Raw genomic sequence first — 16,267 nt, 5'->3', positions numbered from 1 at the left:
GCCGGCAGCGACCGCCGCGCCGCGGCCCGCACCGACCGCCAGGCCGACCGGGACCACGACGCCGAACTCACCGCCTACAACGCCTACCTCGCCCGTCTCGCCGCACGCGACCGCCCCACCTGAGAACCTCCCCGCGCGTGGGGCGGGGGAGACGGCGCGGCCCGCGGGAGCGGCCGGTCTCCGGCCCTATATGTTTGCACTGTGCAAAAATTGCAGGAGGTGGACGTAAGTCCGGTCGAGTGAGTGGGGAGAGCATCGGTACATGACGGACGCATCCATATCGCGGCGGAGGTCCGCCGGGCCGGGCCTGGGCCCCTGGGACTGTCCGCGCCCGCCGGGGGGAGAGAAGGGAAGGTCGGCGACCGTGGTCGTGCACCGGCCCTTGCTGACCGGCGGCCGCCAGGTGTCGGTCCGGGGTGAGGGGGTGGTCGTGGCGCGGAGCCTGGCGGACGTCCTGGCCGTGGTCCGCCGGATCGGCATCCTGCTGGAGTACGAGGACGCCGGGGGTACGGCTCTGATCGAATGGCGGGGTGGCGGAGCCGACGTGTGGGATCCGTCGCGCTGACGGCGGCCGGCGGCCGGCGGCCTGCCCCGGGCACGGGCGGAGTGCGGACACCGCCGTCACTCCCGGTTCGCGGCTCGGCAGGCCCGTGAGGCCTCGACGACCGTGGCGTAGAGGAAGCTCGACCTGCCGACGTTCGCGGTCTTGAAGGCGTTGCGGGCCTCCGGCCCCGCGACCAGGGTCAGCATGCCGCCCTCGGCGCGAATCGTGCGCCGTGCCGCCGCCAGGAGCTCGATGCCGGCGCTGTTGAAGCGAGTCACGCGTTGGACGTCGACCACGAAGTGGCGGTGTCCGACGCGCACCAGCCCGACGAGCGGGCCGCACAGCAACGGGGCCGAAGCCGCGTCGAAGACGCCTTCCGCCTCGACGACCAGCAGGTCCGCATCGGCCCACCGAGGCGTGAGCCGCAACGGCTGTACCTTCATGGCTGCCTCCCGCTTGCAGATGTGCCACGGTCCGGAGCGTCCCTCACCGTCCCGCCGGCAGAGGGCTTCGCCCGTGCGCCTGCCCAGGCCTTGGCGCGTCATGCGAAACCGGTGTGCCGGACACCCGGCGGGCGGCGGCCGGCCTGGCCGCGGAGACGGACACGGAAGCGGAGCGGCCGGCCGCGTACGTCCGGCGCCCAGGGCCACGGACTCGGCACACGGTCGGATGCGGCACCGACCGGCCGCGAACGGCGCCGAGCCGGGACCGCGGGAGACGAGCGGGCCCGCGGTCCGCCACGAGGCGGCCGTCCCCGTCACGGCCGCGGACGAGGGCCGCGGCCGGCGCGGTCACGCCGGGGCGGCCTCAGGACGCCGGTCGGCTCGGCCGGCGGGTGACCCTGCGGATCGCGGCCACGATCCGGGACACGCACGTCAGCGCCAGGATCACGGCGGCCGGCAGCAGGCAGGCGCGCGCCGCCATCCAGGAACCGGCAGCGATGGCGTGCGCGTACGAGGCCACCCAGGGCCCGGCGCTCCCGAGGTCCCAGACAGGCCGCCGCGGGAAGTCGGCGCCGACCAACTCGCTCACGCACCAGCTCGAAACGGCGAGCACCGTCAGGCAGCAGGCCGCGATCGCAAGTCTCCCCGCAACCCGACGTCGCTTCACCGTCCCACCCATGACCTCCCCCTCCTCGGCCTCCCGGCAACCGTACGGACCGTCGCGTGTCCTAGGGGGTGTCAGACACCCCCTAGGACCCCCTAGTACTGCTCGGTCTCGAGGAAGGCCGTGTTCGTGTCGTCGCCGGTGCCCAGGGCGTTGCCACCGAACGCGGCGGCCGCCGGGTCGAAGGAGGGCGGGCTGTCCTTGAACGCGAGGCCCAGGCCGGCCAGCTTCGCCTTGACCTCGTCGATCGACTTCGTGCCGAAGTTGCGGATGTCGAGCAGGTCGGCCTCGGAGCGGGCGACGAGCTCACCCACGGAGTGGATGCCCTCGCGCTTGAGGCAGTTGTAGGAGCGGACCGTGAGCTCCAGCTCCTCGATCGGCAGGGCCATGTCGGCGGCCAGGGCCGTGTCCTGCGGGGTGGGGCCCATGTCGATGCCCTCGGCTTCGATGTTCAGCTCGCGGGCGAGACCGAACAGCTCCACCAGGGTCTTGCCGGCCGAGGCCATGGCGTCGCGCGGCGGCATGGACCGCTTGGTCTCGACGTCGACGATCAGCTTGTCGAAGTCGGTGCGCTGCTCGACACGGGTCGCCTCGACCTTGTACGTGACCTTGAGCACCGGCGAGTAGATCGAGTCGACCGGGATGCGGCCGATCTCCTGGCCCACCTGCTTGTTCTGCGCGGCCGAGACGTAACCGCGGCCGCGCTCGACCGTCAGCTCCATCTCCAGCTTGCCCTTGCCGTTGAGCGTGGCCAGGACCAGGTCGGGGTTGTGCACCTCGATGCTGCTCCGCAGGGCGATGTCGGCGGCGGTGACCTGCCCCGGACCCTGCTTGCGCAGATACATCACCACGGGCTCGTCGTACTCGGACGACACGACCAGCTGCTTGATGTTGAGGATCAGGTCGGTGACGTCCTCCCTGACGCCCGGCACGGTGGTGAACTCGTGCAGGACACCGTCGATCCGGATGCTGGTGACAGCGGCGCCGGGGATCGACGACAGGAGCGTGCGGCGCATCGAGTTGCCGAGGACGTAGCCGAAGCCCGGCTCCAGCGGCTCGATAACGAACCGGGAACGGAACTCGTCCACGACCTCTTCAGTAAGGGACGGACGCTGAGAAATCAGCATGAGGTGGGGCCTCCAGCTATTCGGCGCCCGCTATTTGGCGCCTTGGACATCACAACGGATCGGCCGTACGGCCTGAAAAGGGGCCACGCCGCCGGCCCCGCTCAGGAACACGCCGTGATCGAGGTCCTCGGCGGGGACCCGACCCGGCTCACCCGCATACGACGCCACGGCCGGCACCACGGGAGATGCCCGCCGTGCGGGCGTGGTCGGCGGGCAGCCGGGTGGCGGCCCGGCCGGTTCCGGAAGGGGTGCGGCAAACAGAGCTGTTCCAGAAGGGGATGACGCTGCCGGACTGCCGTGAGCGGGTCCCTCATGATTCCCCCAAAGCCGTCTCACGTGCCGCCGGCTGCCTCATCAACGGATCTTGGCACAATGCAAAGGTGGCAGCCGCCAGCATACACACCCCGCAGCGGTGGCGGCGGGGTCGATACCGCGCCACCACGCCGACGGCGGGCCCACGGACGGCGGCTCCCCGGCACCGTGCGGCCGCGTCGGGGCGCGATGCCACAATGGCGTGCCATGTCTGCCACACCTGCCATCAGAGACGAACGGCTACGGCGCTGGGAGCAGCGCACCGGCGGCTGGCTCATCGGGCTGGCGATGGTCTATCTCACGGCCTACGCGGTGCCGATCCTGGCCCCCGGACTGCCGCACGCCTGGCGCCGCACGGCCCAGACCGTGACCTTCGGGATCTGGGCGCTGCTGGCCGTCGAGTTCGTCCTGCGCTTCGCGCTGGCCGGCCGCCGGTGGAACTTCGTCAAAGTGCGCCTGTTCGACCTGGCGACCCTGCTGCTGCCACCGCTGCGCCCCTTGCGGCTGGTGACCATCGTGTTCATGGTGGTGCGGCGCAACGCCTCCACCCTGGGCCGCGTGCGGCTGCGGCTGGGCACCTATGTGGCGGCCTGCACGGCCCTGCTCCTCTTCCTCTCCAGCCTGACGATCCTCGACGTCGAACGGCGCAACCCGGACGCCACGATCACCTCGTTCGGTGACGCACTGTGGTGGTCCATCACCACGGTCACGACCGTCGGCTACGGCGACCTGTACCCCACGACGACCCAGGGGCGCCTGATCGCCATCGCGCTCATGGTCGGCGGCATCGCCCTGGCAGGTCTCGTCACCGCGACACTCGCCTCCTGGTTCATGGACCGGTTCTCCGAACTGCGCGCCAACGAGGCCCAGACGACCAGCGAGATCTCCGCCCTCACCGAGGAAGTGCGCCGGCTGCGCGACGAACTGCACGCCCAACGGCCCGGCGGCGGCCCGTCCGGCCCGGCGCAGGAGCCGGGGGAGGAGCCGGGGGAGGGGGCCGACGCCCCCGCCACCGCATCGGTTCCGTAGCAACGGGCCTTCCGGCCTCCGTGCAGCGACGTCGCCGAGGGCCCCGACGGCCGCGCCCTTCGTTCAGGTGGCCGAGCCGACCGGGGAGGCGGCGGCAGCGGCCCGGACGCGTTCGGCGTTGAGGGCGGCGACGGCGCCTCGTGCGTCTCCGACGGTCGCGTAGTCGACCGCGATGAAGTTGACCGGCCTGCCGCGGAGCCGCTCGCACGCGTGGGCGCGTTCCAGCACCGTACGGCGGGAGTTGACCGTGCCCGCGTACAGTCGCCGGGCGCCGCCGTTGGTGACGAAGTGGTTGAGCAGGAACAGCCGTTTGTCCGTGCCGCCCCGCTGCGGCGCGCACGTCATCTCGGCGGGGCTGCGGACGTCGAACGGCGTCTCCATGCCGTACCGGTAGAAGTTGCGGTACCACGGCGCGGGCCCGTCCGCCCGCTGGGCGAACACGACCAGGCGCCTGCCGCTGTCGATCATGTCCTTCAGCCGCGGCCACGGGCGATCGGGGTCAGGGTCCGGCTCGTACAGCAGGTCCGTGAGTCCTGCCTGCCGGAACGCGGCGCGGGTTTCCTGCGGGCTGATGTCGTCCTGGAGGATCAGGGTGACGATCTCCGTGGGGTGGCTGTGCAGCCAGTCACCGATCGTGCGCAGGGTGGGCGTCAGTTCGAGGGCGCCGGCCCCGCAGACGGAGTGGCACAGCCACAGCCCCGGACGGTACGGGTCCACCCGGCGCAGGACCCGGGTGAGCTGGCGGCGCAGCTCGGGGGAGAACTCGGAGGTGGCGATGCGGTCCGTGATCTCCGCGGGCCGCTCCCAGTGGTGGGTGTCGAGGAGCAGCACCCGCACGCCGGCGTTCAACTGCCCCACGATGTCGAGGTCCTGGTCCGGGCCGATGAACCGGTTCGCGGTCGTGGCCATGGCGTTGTGCGCCGCGAGCTGGGCGAGCTCGTCGTAGCGCAGGTCGCACCAGCGGGAACTGCCCTGGCAGACGCGGGGCGGGGAGCCGCTCATCGCCGCCGGGGCCACGGTGGTCCCGACGAGGGCGGACGCCGAGACCACGGCGGCCAGGGCCAGGCCGTGGCGCGGGCGCAGCGGGATGCGCACGGTGGGCCGGGTCTGCCAGGCCCAGCCGACGGTGACCAGGATCGCGCCGGCGATCAGCAGGATCAGGGCGGCGACGGTGGCGGTGGTCAGCAGGTGGCCGACGGCGGTGGTCTGGAGGTCGTCGACGAGACGTACCGCCGTCGGGGGCCAGGAGGACGGTGGCCGGTACGGCGTGTCGCCCACCGTGACGCGGACCAGGAGCGCCAGCAGCCCGGTCGTCGTGGCGGCGGCGGTCAGGGTCCAGCCCAGCGGGATGAGCCGGCCCGCCGTGGGCAGCGGGGCGGCGGACCACAGCAGGATCAGCGCGGTGACCGCCAGCACGGCGGCGGTCGGCTCCACCGCTTCCTGGAAGAGACGGGTCGCGGCCCGCACCCGATGGGCCCGCGCCCGTACGTCGTCCGAGGGCGCGAGATCGGTGGTGATCACCCAGGTGTGTCCGCCCGCGCTCCGCATCAGATCCCTGCCGGCCGCCGTGGTGCGGTCCGCGACGGCCACCGGCGCGACGGCGGCCAGCGCCGAAGCCACGTCCCCCTCGTCCAGCGCCGCCGTCACCACGGGCCCCAGCGCGGCGCGTTCCGAGCCGGGCACCAGCCGCAGCAGCACGCCCGTGACCGCGACCGCCTGGTGGTGGGAGAGCGCCGGCGTCGGCAGCCCGTCGGCCGGCGCCTTGCCCGCCACCAGCTGTTTCACCACCGCGGACACCCGTTGCCGGAAACGCTCGTAGTCGGGCTCGGGACGCTCCTGCAGGGAGGCGATGGCATCGGCGAAGTAGACCTGGCCGAGGCGCGAGATGTTCGCCACGACCGGCCTGAGGTCGACGGTGAGCCGGAGCTTGCGGCGATCACCCTCCAGATAGCCGACCAGCACGTCGATCTGCTGGTCGGCCATGGCCCGCAGGGTCTCCGGGGGGATCACGAGCTTGATGTTGGCGGTGACGGCGGACACCGGAACGGGCAGCCGTCCCAGCAGGTCACGGACGACCGGCGCGGCCTGCGGGCCGACCAGGACCTCGTCGTAGACCCGGTGGTAGGCGTGGTCCTCCTCCAGCACCCGGCCGTAGAAACCCGGGTCGAGCACGGTGCTGCGCACCACGGCGGCCGCCGCCAGCACGGTCAGGCTCAGCACGGCCACGACCCGGACCACGGTCCGGGCCCACCAGGAGCGGTGCAACAGTGCTTCCATGTACTCCCGTTCGCGTGTTCCTGGTCCCGCGTCCGGTGACGCGCGTCCCGGTTCCATGGTCTCGCCGGGGCCGCGGTCAAGGACGGGACACCTGGTCGGGTACCCCCGGGCGCGCGGGAGACACGGGCGGCGTCCGCCGGAATCCGGCGGTCGTCATCCGCGGCCGGACGGGCCTTCCGCGAGCAGCTCTCCGGCGGCCCGCTCGACATCGGCCTCCGACACGAGCACCAACTGCGCCGCCTTCCCCAGCGGGACGAAGCTGTCCACGCTCGTGACCCGCCGGATCCTGCCGGTGAATCCGGCGTCGACCAGGGCGGTGACGACGCCCTCGGACACGCCTCCGGTCCGGCGGGTCTCGTCGACCACGAGGACGCGGCCCGTCGCGCGTGCCTCCCGGAGCAGGTCGCCGACGGGGAGAGGGCACAGCCAGCGCAGGTCGACGACCCGGCAGGCGATCCCCTGCCGTTCCAGGCGGCGTGCGGCGCGCAGCGAGAGGAGGACGCCGTTGCCGCAGGTGACGACGGTCAGGTCCGTGCCGGTGCCGTAGGTGCGGGCGCGGCCGATCGGCACGTGCTGTGCCGGTCGCGGGTAGGCGGCGAGCCAGGCGCCGTCGCCCTCCTCGTGGAGATCCCGCGTGTGGTAGAGCGCGATCGGCTCCAGGAAGGCGCAGACCGTGCCGTCCACCTTCGCCGCCGCCACGCACGTCCGCAGCATCGCGGCCGCGTCGTCGGGCCGGGCGGGGGAGGCGACGACCAGGCCGGGGATGTCGCGCAGGGCGCCGAGCCCGTTGTCGTTGTGGAAGTGGCCGCCGAAGCCGCGCTGGTAGCCGTAGCCGGCGATGCGGACCACGAGCGGGTTGCGGTACCGGCCCTGGGAGAAGAACTGCAACGTGGCGGCCTCGCCGCGCAGTTGGTCCGCCGCGTTGTGCAGGTAGGCGAGGTACTGGATCTCCGGGACCGGGAGCAGTCCGGACAGGCCCGCCCCCAACGCGAGTCCGAGGATGGACTGTTCGTCGAGGAGAGTGTCGAAGACCCGGGCGGATCCGAAGCGACGCTGCAGGCCGCGGGTCACGCCGTAGACGCCGCCCTTGCGGCCCACGTCCTCGCCGAAGACCACCATCTCCGGGTGGGCGCCGAGCAGGTCGGCGAGGGTGTGGGTGAGGGACTGGGCGACGGTGACCGGTTCGCCGACGGGCGCGGTGGAGGTCTCGGTCCTGTGGCGTGCCGTGCTCGCCACGAGGGCGGGGCGGCGAGGGGCGAGCGGGGCGGTGATCTGCTCCGCGGTGGTCAGGGGCTCGCTCTCCAGCGCCTCCTTGGCCACGGCGAACACCCGTGAGCCCACCGCGTCGTACCGGTCGAGGACCTGCCGCGGGGTGAGGGCACCGCTCGCCGTGAGCAGCCGGGCGGTGGCCAGCAGGGGGTCGCGCTCCAGGTCGGCGGTGACGTCGGACGGCGTGCGGTAGGCGGCTTCGGCGTCCGAGCCCGCGTGGCCGAGGAAGCGCACCAGCGACAGGTGGAGGAAGGCGGGCCGGCGGGTCCGGCGGACGTGGGCCGCCGCCTCGTGCGCCGCGTCGAAGGCGGCCTGCGGGTCGCAGCCGTCCGCGGCGAAGTAGGCGAGGCCGGGCCGGTTGCCGTAGGCCTGCCGGACCCAGCCGGGCGGTGTCGGGACGCTGATGCCGAGGCCGTTGTCCTCGCAGACGAACAGGACCGGCATCGGGAGGCCCTGACAGGCCGCGTTGCAGGCGCTGTTGACGGCGCCCGCCGCCGTGGAGTGGTTGACCGAGGCGTCACCGAAGGAGCAGCAGACGACGGCGTCGCCGGGCCAGGCGCAGCGGACGCCGAGCCGCTTGGCGCGGGCGATGCTCCATGCCACCCCGACGGCTCGCGGCAGGTGGGAGGCGATGGTCGACGTCTGCGGGACGACGGACAGTTCGTGGCGGCCGTAGACCTTGTGCCGTCCGCCCGCGATCGGCTCCTCGGCCGCGGCGGCCACCCCCAGCAGCATGTCCCTGACCGCGTCGACGCCGTCGTCGCCGTCGCCGGAGGCCTGGCGGGCGCGGGCGGCGTAGAAGGCGCCGGAGCGGTAGTGCAGCAGGGCCGGGTCGGTGGGGCGCAGCGCCAGGGCGAGGGCGGCGTTGCCCTCGTGTCCGCTGGATCCGATGGTGTAGTAGCCGCGGCCCTGCTGCTGCATCCAGCGCGCGGCGAAGTCGACGTGCCTGCTGGTGAGTTGGGCGTCGAACAGGTCCAGTGCGGTGCGGGTGTCCAGGCCGCCCGCCGCTCGCGCCGGGGCCTGCGGAGACCGCAGACCGGCCACCGCCTCGCGGAAGTGCCGGTCCAGGTCGTCGACGGCGTTCACAGGCGGAAGGACAGATCGGGCTCGAGCGCGGCCACGTCCATCTGGGCCTTCTGCAGACGGCCGGAGTAGTCCCAGTTCATCGACTGCCACCGGGTGAACTGGTCGAGCACCCACTGGCCCGACTGCCGGCTGCCGTTGCCCGACTTGCCGTTGCCGCCGAAGGGCAGGTGCGCCTCGGCTCCGGAGGTGGTGTTGTTGACGCTGACCATGCCCGCGGAGATGCCGCGCCGGTACGTCCACACCTCGTGCGGATCGGTGGTGTAGATCGCGGCGGACAGGCCGTAGCCGTGGGCGTTGGCCAGGTCGAGGGCCTCGTCGAAGGTGCGGTAGGTGGTCACCGAGACGACCGGGCCGAAGGTTTCGGCGAGGAACAGATCGTCGTCGCGGCGCACTCCGTCGACGATGACCGGGTGGTAGAACATGCCCGCCTCGGGGTCGCCCACGAAACCCTTGCGCGGGTTGGCGGCGGTGATCCGGCCGATGCCGTCGGAGCCGTACGTGCGGTGATGGTCCTTGATCCAGCCGAGGAAGGTCTCGTAGCGCTGCGCGAAGCGCTCGTCGAGCATCGGGCCGTAGAGGACGTCCTCGAACGCGTCGCCGATCCGGGCCGCGCGGCTCGCGGCGTCGAAGCGGGCGAGGAAGTCCTCGTGCACCGACTCGTGCACGAGCAGGGTGCCGAGGGAGGTGCAGCGCTGCCCCGCGGTGCCGAAGCCGGAGAACAACGCCCCCTCCACCGCCAGGTCGAGCTCGGCGCTCGGCGTGACCACCTGGGGGTTCTTGCCGCCCAACTCCAGGCAGGGCGTCTGCAGATGGCTGCCGCACAGGGCGCCGATCTTCCGGCCGACGGCGGTGGAGCCCGTGAAGCCGACCTTGTCGACCAGGCCGGCGTCGAGGGCGGACTCCAGACCGGCGTACGTCTGCTCCCCGTCGGCGAGGACGAGGTTGAGCACGCCGTCGGGCAGACCGCCGCCGTGCACGAACAGCTCGAAGAGGGCCTTCGCACTGGCGGCGGCGTACTCGGCGGGCTTCCACACCACGGTGTTGCCGGTCACGAGTGCCGGGACGAGGTACCAGGACGGCACGGCCACCGGGAAGTTCCCGGCGGTGATCACCGCGACCGCGCCCATGGGGTTGCGGAAGGTGAAGAGCTGCTTGTCGGGCATCTCGGACGGCACCGTCTGGCCGTAGAGCCGGCGCCCCTCGCCCAGGAAGAAGTCGCAGGTGTCGATGATCTCCTGGACCTCGCCGAGCGCCTCGGCCAGCGGCTTGCCGATCTCCTCGGTCACGATCCGGGCGAGCCGCTCCTTGTTCGCCTCGACGAGCCGGCCGATCTTCCCGACCGCCGATCCGCGCACCGGCGCCGGGACGTCCGCCCAGGCGCGCTGTGCCTGTTTCGCGGCCTTGGCGGCGTCGACGAAGGTCGACGCGTCCCCGAGCGAGACCTCGCTGACCACCTCGGCGGTACGACCGGGATTGGGGCGCCGGAGAGTCCCGCCGGGAGCGCCGGCGACCGGGTGGCCGGCAACGATCGAGGCGACGGAACGGGCCATGTGAGTGCTCCTTGTCGGCGGGAGGGCGGGGTGGCTGGTACGAGGGGGTGCGGACCGTACGGGACAGACCGTACGGGGCGGTCAGTGCAGACCGGTGAGGATCCGGTCCAGGGCGCGCAGGGCGAATCCGAGTTCGTCCCGGGTGACGGACAGGGCGGGGCGGAAGCGCACCGTACGCTCGCCGCACGGCAGGGCGATCACCTGCTCCTCGGTTCGCAGCCGGCGCACCACGTCGTCGCGGACGCCGCCATCGGGCAGATCGACGGCGCACATCAGGCCGCGCCCCCGAGCGTTGGTCACGACCGGTGTGTGCCGGGCTTCGAGATCACGTAGTTCGGTCACGAACCACGCTCCCACGGCGGCCGCGTCGGCCACCAGACCGTCCCTCTCGATGATCTCCAGGATGCGGCGGGCGCGCACCATGTCGACCAGGCCGCCGCCCCAGGTGGAGTTGATCCGCCCGGAGACCTGGAGGACGTTGTCGGGCACCAGGTCGACCCGGCGGCCGGCCATGATGCCGCCGAGCTGGACCTTCTTGGCGAAGGCGACGATGTCGGGTTCGAGCCCGAGCTGCTGGTAGGCCCAGGTGGTGCCGGTCATCCCCACGCCGGTCTGCACCTCGTCGAGCACGAACAGCGCGTCGTACTCGTGGCACAGCGCCTGCATCGCCTGCAGGAACTGGGGGCGCATGTGGTTGTCGCCGCCCTCGCCCTGGATCGGCTCGGCGATGAAGCAGGCGATGTCGTGCGGGTTGTCCTCGAACGCCCGCCGCGCCTGTGCGAGGGCGGCCCGCTCGGCCTCCTCGACCTCGGCGAGGTGCCGTTCCAGGGGGAAGCGGACGGCGGGTACGTCGATACGCGGCCAGTCGAACAGGGGGAAGCGGGCCGTCTTGTTGGGCTCGGTGTTGGTCAGCGAGAGGGTGTACCCGCTGCGGCCGTGGAACGCCTTCCGCAGGTGGAGCACCTGGGTGCCGAGCGCGGGGGAGCGGCCCGCGGCCTCGTTGCGGCGGCTCTTCCAGTCGAAGGCCGTCTTGAGCGCGTTCTCGACGGCGAGGGCGCCGCCCTCCACGAAGAACATCCTGGGCAGGTCCGGATCGCCCAGCACCCGGGCGAACGTCTCGACGAACTCGGCGTAGTGCGTGGTGTAGACGTCGGGGTTGGCGGGCTTGTTCGCCCCCACCTGCGCCAGCAGGGCCATGAACTCCGGATCGTCCACGATGCCCGGCGCGTTCAGCCCCAGCGGGGCGGAGGCGAAGAACGAGTAGAGGTCGAGGAACCTCTCACCGCTGCGCGCGTCGACGATCCACGAGCCCCGACTGGCGAGCGGGTCGAGCACCAGCTTGAAACCGTCGGTCAGCACATGCCGGCCGAGTCTCTCGTGCACCTCGTCCGGGAGGACCGTCGACACTGCGGCAACCGTCATGAAGGCACCTACTCTCGAGAGCCGTCTACCGAAGAAACTTCGTTGAACGCGAGAATCAGCAAAAATATTTTAGATATGAGACCAGAGGGGCCGCAAGGTTTCGTGCAGCGGCGGATGCGGGTGTGTCGGGCCGCGCCCCCGGGGGAGCGATCGTCAATTACAAGTTGACGATGAAGGGTCGTCAACTTAAGATTGACGCATGAGTCCACTCGACATCAGCCTCGCCGACCTGATCGCACGGCTCGACGAGGAACTCCCCGAGGCCGACCAGCTGGCCCGCATCAGCGAGGCGCGGCTTCGCGCCCAGACCCTGTCCGATCTCGGTGACCAGCTCATCGACCACTACGTCAGCAAGGCCAAGCGGAGCGGCGCCTCATGGACCGAGATCGGCGACGCGATCGGAGTCTCCAAGCAGGCCGCCCAGCAGCGCCACGCGCCCGCCCCGTTCGAGCGGTTCACCCACCTGAACCGGCACGGCATCGTGCTGGCGCAGGAGGCCGCCCGGACGCACAAGCACGACTTCATCGGTACCGAACACATGCTGCTCGGCCTGCTCGGCGAACCGCGGGGCCTGGCGTACGAGGTACTGGTGGCGAAGGCCGGGTCGGAGCGGCGCGTCCGCGAGGCGATCGAGGAGGTGCTGGCGCCGGCCGGGGAGAAGGCCCTGCGGGGCCACATCGCCTTCCGGCCCGAGAGCAAGGACGCCATCGAGCAGGCGCACCGCGCGTCGGCCGACCTCGGCCACGACTGGGTCGGCACCGAGCACACCCTGCTGGGCCTGATCCGCACCGAGGAGAGCCCGGCCGCGCGGATCCTGCGCGACCTCGGCTTCACCGCGGACGAACTGCGCGACACGGTCAGGAGCGAGGTCGCCGAACGGCTCGCCGCGCGCGGCGCGTAGTCGGGCGGCGGCGAGACCCCCCTCGCGGGTGAAGGACTCCCGCTGCCACCGCGGCGGCGGGACGTCCCCGGGAGGGCGTCAGGGTGCGCCGAGGCCGTTGAGCAGCGTGTCCACGACGACGTCCGCCGCCCGGCCCGCACTCAGCCGGGGCAGTTGCCGGGACACCAGGTGCATGAGCTGGGGCATGAGCGCGCCGGCCCAGCCTTCGGGAAGGTCGGGACGCAACAGGCCTTCGTCGGTGGCTCGTCGGAGGAAGACGTCGACCTCGTGGACGGAGGCGTCGCGACGGGCGCGGACGTCCTCGTCGGCGAGCATGCGGGTCAGGTCGACCGGCCAGGTGCGGTTCACGGTGATGATGTTCTCGACGTAGCGGTGCAGGGCGACGGCGACGGGGGCCTCGCGGAGCCGGGCGTCCTCGATGGCCTGCTCGACGGCCGTGAGGCGGGCTGCGTAGATGGCCGCCAGGAGGTCCTCGCGGGAGGCGAAGCGGCGGTAGACGGTGCGCCGGTCCACGCCCGCCTCGCCGGCGATGCTCGCGATGCTGGCGCCGGGGTCGGCGGCGAGCATGCGGGCTCCGGTGGTCAGGACGGCTTCCAGGTTGCGCGCGGCGTCGGCTCTCACCGCGCCGAGTCTAGTGGCCGAATGTGAAGTCTGAGACATCTACCGTCTCTGTGGAGTAGAACCATGACCGCTAACTGCTACAGTCAAGTGTCAGATAATGGCTTTAGTGCCATGATTGCGATGTGGTTGTCATGTTGATCACTCGCCCGTGCGTCCGTGCGGCCGTGCCTCCATGCGTCCGTGTGTCCGTGCGACCCGCATCGAAAGCACCTGAGGAGAAAGCGCGTGATCACCTACGACCGGCTCTTCGTCGCAGGCTCCTGGGTCGAGCCGAGCGACCCCGAGCTGCTCGACATCGCCTCACCGCACGACCGGTCCGTGGTGGGCCGTGCCGCGCAGGCGCGGCCCGCGGACGTCGACCGGGCACTCGCCGCGGCGCGGGCGTCCTTCGACGCGGGCGAGTGGCGTTGGGCCCCACCGGCCGAGCGCATCGCACTGCTCAGGCGGTTCAACGCGCTCCGCGAGGAGAACGCGGAGAAGATCGCACATCTGATCTCCTTGGAGAACGGCTCGGCCGGCTGGTTCACCCGTGCCGGACAGCCCGGCCTCACGCGGCAGGCGAACGCCTACCTGAAGGCGGCTGAGGAGTTCGGCTGGGAGGAGACGCTCGTGCCCTCCGATCTCGCGTCCCCGGTGCGCAGCGTGGTGCGCCGCGAGGCGGTCGGCGTCGTGGCCGCGGTGATCCCGTGGAACTCGCCCTTCTCCTCGGCCACTTCGAAGATCATCCCCGCCCTCCTCGCCGGCAACTCCGTGGTCCTGAAGGTGTCCCCGGAGAACTCGCTGAGCATGGGCTTCCTGGCCGAGCTGCTGGAGCGGGTGGGCCTGCCCGAGGGGGTGATCAGCGTGCTGCCCGCGGACCGGGAGACCAGTGAGTACCTGGTGTCGCACCGGGAGGTCGACAAGATCGCCTTCACCGGATCGACGCGCGCCGGTCGCCGTATCGCCGCGATCGCGGGCGAGCAACTCAAGCGGGTGAGCCTGGAGTTGGGCGGCAAGTCGGCCATGATCGTCCTCCCCGACGCCGACATCGAGAAGGCCGTCGCGGGCGTGAGGTTCGCCTCCTTGCTCAACAACGGCGAGTCCTGCATCGCCCAGACCCGCATCCTCGCTCCGCGCAGCCGCTACGAGGAGGTCGTGGCGGGGCTGAAGGACCTCGTGGAGTCGCTGAAGGTCGGCGACCCGGGCGACCCCGACACCTTCGTCGGCCCGATGATCCGCCCCGACCAGCAGGAGCGGGTGCGCGGTTACATCCGGCTCGGCATCGAGGAGGGCGCCCGCCTGGTCACCGGCGGTCCGCAGATCCCGGAGGGGCTGGAGGCGGGCAACTACGTCACGCCCACCGTCTTCGCCGACGTCGACAACTCCATGCGGATCGCGCAGGAGGAGGTCTTCGGCCCGGTCCTGGTGGTCATCGCCTACGACGACGAGGACGACGCCGTGCGGATCGCCGACGACTCCGAGTACGGCCTCTCCGGTGGTGTCTGGTCCCGTGACGAGGAGCACGCGCTGGCCGTCGCGCGCCGCATCCGTACCGGCACCGTCACCGTCAACGGCGCGTCCGTCGCCTTCGACGGCCCGTTCGGCGGCTTCAAGGCGAGCGGCATCGGCCGCGAGTACGGGACGGTGGGCCTCGGCACCTACACCGAGTACAAGACCATCACCGTCTGACGGCGGCGGCCGACCGGCCGCCGCCGGCATGAGGCGTGGGGGCGTGGGGCCGCCGAGCCGCGTCACCCTCTTGATCGGTGACGTCGGTCGAGGTCAGTGCGGAGCCGCCGCGGGTGCCGTCTTCCTGCGTGCGCGGTACGCCGCGGCCTTGATCCTGTTGCCGCAGGACTCCATGCCGCACCACTGGCGCCGCATGCCCCGGGAGCGGTCGACGTAGACCCGGGTGCACTCCGGGTTGCCGCACTCCTTCAGCAGCGGAACGTCCGGGCCGCTGAGCAGTTCGACGGCCTGGCGGGCGACCGTGGCCAGCGCCTGCCCGGGGGTCGCCTCGGTGTGCCGGCCCCCCAGGGTGAGCTGCGGCGCCGCGGGCGTCCTGCGCGCGGCGCCGTTGAGGACGGCGAGCGCCTCCCGGTGGAGGTCCTCGCCCAGGCGGCGGTCGGTGACCAGGCGGTAGACGGCCTCGCGCACCGTGGTCGCCTCCCGGACGTCGTTCTCCGCGGCGGGTGTGATCGCGTCCACGAGGCCGGACTCCAGATACCAGGCGTTGAGCCGCTCCGGCGTCGCGAGCATCTCGAACCGGGTCGAGCGCCGGGCGCGCAGGGTGGCCGCGAAGTCGAGCGCCGGGTTTCCGCAGACGAAGACGTGGTCAGGGTTCACATCACCATCTTGACGGGTGACTGGTCGGGGATGCAACGCCGCCGCTCCACGTGGTGCTCACCCGCCGAACGGAGCCCCACCGTGCGCAGGCGGCCCCCGACCGTGCGGTCGGCACGCCCCAGGTCGGCGGCCGCAGGAGCGACCGTGCGCGCGGGCGGACGGCGGGCCGGAGGTCCCGCGCCGGCGGAGGGACGCGGCCACTCGCGCCGTTTGAACCCCCGGCACCCGGCAGCCGTTGTGCTGTCACGACCGGCCTGGTGACCGGCCGGTCGCCGAAGTCTGGGAGGTCCCCATGCCCGCGCCGCCGTTCACGTCCCCGGAGTCGTCCCGCCGGTCCGCCCCGTCCGCGCCCTGCGCCCCTCGCGTCCCCTGCGCCCCGCCCGTGTCCCGCGCTCCCCGCGTCCCGTCCGCGTCCTACGTCCCCTGCGGCCCGTCCGCCCGCTCCCACGGCCGCCCCCGACTCGGCCCGCACGGCCTGCTCGGCCGCCGCAGGTTCCTGCCCGATCCGGACGTCTCCCGGTACCGGCCCACCCGGCCGGCGCCGGCCGCCGGGAGCGTCCCGGAAGCCCCCGCCTCCCCGCTGCCCGCCGCCCTCCTGCCACTCCCGGCGGGCTTCGAGCTGAACCGCGACCCGGTCGCATCCGTCGTGCCTGCGTAGGCGACAGCTGATCGCCGATCCGGCGCAAGCGCGATCTGA

The 16,267-nt window shown here is 72.2% G+C and carries 14 protein-coding genes; 5 read left to right on the top strand and 9 right to left on the bottom strand.

Going from position 1 to position 16,267, the window contains the following annotated elements:
* Window positions 1-364: 364 nt before the first annotated feature.
* Window positions 365-565, top strand: coding sequence for a hypothetical protein (locus ACIRPX_RS13735; protein WP_404192855.1), 201 nt, complete (start codon window positions 365-367; stop codon window positions 563-565).
* Window positions 566-621: 56 nt separating this feature from the next.
* On the opposite strand, the gene ACIRPX_RS13730 is transcribed toward ACIRPX_RS13735, so the two are convergent.
* The 3 genes from ACIRPX_RS13730 to ACIRPX_RS13720 all read right to left on the bottom strand — a co-directional run bounded on the left by ACIRPX_RS13730 (window position 622) and on the right by ACIRPX_RS13720 (window position 2,778).
* Window positions 622-987 carry an STAS domain-containing protein gene (locus ACIRPX_RS13730; RefSeq protein ID WP_404192852.1) on the bottom strand — a complete coding sequence of 122 codons (366 nt, stop codon included), beginning with the start codon at window positions 985-987 and terminating at the stop codon, window positions 622-624.
* Between the two features lie 364 nt (window positions 988-1,351).
* Window positions 1,352-1,576 carry a hypothetical protein gene (locus ACIRPX_RS13725; RefSeq protein ID WP_404192850.1) on the bottom strand — a complete coding sequence of 75 codons (225 nt, stop codon included), beginning with the start codon at window positions 1,574-1,576 and terminating at the stop codon, window positions 1,352-1,354.
* A gap of 170 nt (window positions 1,577-1,746) precedes the next feature.
* A complete protein-coding gene (locus ACIRPX_RS13720; RefSeq protein WP_404192848.1) occupies window positions 1,747-2,778 on the bottom strand; it encodes a DNA-directed RNA polymerase subunit alpha in 1,032 nt (343 codons plus the stop codon).
* 519 nt (window positions 2,779-3,297) lie between these two features.
* On the opposite strand from ACIRPX_RS13720, the gene ACIRPX_RS13715 reads away from it, so the two are divergent.
* Entirely contained in the window at window positions 3,298-4,119 is an 822-nt protein-coding gene (locus ACIRPX_RS13715; protein ID WP_404192845.1) for a potassium channel family protein, read from the top strand.
* A 63-nt stretch (window positions 4,120-4,182) separates the two neighbouring features.
* Here the strand turns inward: ACIRPX_RS13715 and ACIRPX_RS13710 are convergent, their stop codons facing one another.
* From ACIRPX_RS13710 to lat, 4 genes are all read right to left on the bottom strand, one after another.
* Complete coding sequence (locus ACIRPX_RS13710; RefSeq protein WP_404192842.1) at window positions 4,183-6,396, bottom strand: hypothetical protein; 2,214 nt, start codon at window positions 6,394-6,396, stop codon at window positions 4,183-4,185.
* A 153-nt stretch (window positions 6,397-6,549) separates the two neighbouring features.
* Entirely contained in the window at window positions 6,550-8,751 is a 2,202-nt protein-coding gene (locus ACIRPX_RS13705) for a thiamine pyrophosphate-dependent enzyme (RefSeq protein WP_404192840.1), read from the bottom strand.
* Window positions 8,748-10,301 (bottom strand): aldehyde dehydrogenase family protein, encoded by a 1,554-nt coding sequence (locus ACIRPX_RS13700; RefSeq protein WP_404192837.1) that lies wholly within the window; start codon window positions 10,299-10,301, stop codon window positions 8,748-8,750. Before ACIRPX_RS13700 ends, ACIRPX_RS13705 begins: the two co-directional genes overlap by 4 nt.
* A gap of 81 nt (window positions 10,302-10,382) precedes the next feature.
* Window positions 10,383-11,723: an L-lysine 6-transaminase gene (gene lat, locus ACIRPX_RS13695; RefSeq protein ID WP_404192834.1), complete on the bottom strand. Its 1,341-nt coding sequence runs from the start codon at window positions 11,721-11,723 to the stop codon at window positions 10,383-10,385.
* Window positions 11,724-11,922: 199 nt separating this feature from the next.
* Here lat and ACIRPX_RS13690 point away from each other — a divergent pair, with 199 nt between their 5' ends.
* Window positions 11,923-12,624 (top strand): Clp protease N-terminal domain-containing protein, encoded by a 702-nt coding sequence (locus ACIRPX_RS13690; RefSeq protein WP_404192831.1) that lies wholly within the window; start codon window positions 11,923-11,925, stop codon window positions 12,622-12,624.
* Window positions 12,625-12,702: 78 nt separating this feature from the next.
* Here the strand turns inward: ACIRPX_RS13690 and ACIRPX_RS13685 are convergent, their stop codons facing one another.
* Window positions 12,703-13,191 (bottom strand): TetR/AcrR family transcriptional regulator, encoded by a 489-nt coding sequence (locus tag ACIRPX_RS13685; RefSeq protein WP_404192901.1) that lies wholly within the window; start codon window positions 13,189-13,191, stop codon window positions 12,703-12,705.
* A 279-nt stretch (window positions 13,192-13,470) separates the two neighbouring features.
* On the opposite strand from ACIRPX_RS13685, the gene ACIRPX_RS13680 reads away from it, so the two are divergent.
* A complete protein-coding gene (locus ACIRPX_RS13680) occupies window positions 13,471-14,913 on the top strand; it encodes an aldehyde dehydrogenase (protein WP_404192828.1) in 1,443 nt (480 codons plus the stop codon).
* A gap of 93 nt (window positions 14,914-15,006) precedes the next feature.
* On the opposite strand, the gene ACIRPX_RS13675 is transcribed toward ACIRPX_RS13680, so the two are convergent.
* On the bottom strand, window positions 15,007-15,570 hold the full coding sequence (locus tag ACIRPX_RS13675; protein WP_404192825.1) for a CGNR zinc finger domain-containing protein: 564 nt from the start codon (window positions 15,568-15,570) through the stop codon (window positions 15,007-15,009).
* 382 nt (window positions 15,571-15,952) lie between these two features.
* Here ACIRPX_RS13675 and ACIRPX_RS13670 point away from each other — a divergent pair, with 382 nt between their 5' ends.
* Window positions 15,953-16,228 (top strand): hypothetical protein, encoded by a 276-nt coding sequence (locus tag ACIRPX_RS13670; RefSeq protein WP_404192822.1) that lies wholly within the window; start codon window positions 15,953-15,955, stop codon window positions 16,226-16,228.
* Window positions 16,229-16,267: the final 39 nt, after the last annotated feature.

Origin of the sequence: Streptomyces sp. NPDC101225, from assembly GCF_044767585.1 — a bacterium.
Lineage (GTDB): Bacteria > Actinomycetota > Actinomycetes > Streptomycetales > Streptomycetaceae > Streptomyces.
This window is presented reverse-complemented; position numbering and strand designations above follow the sequence as displayed.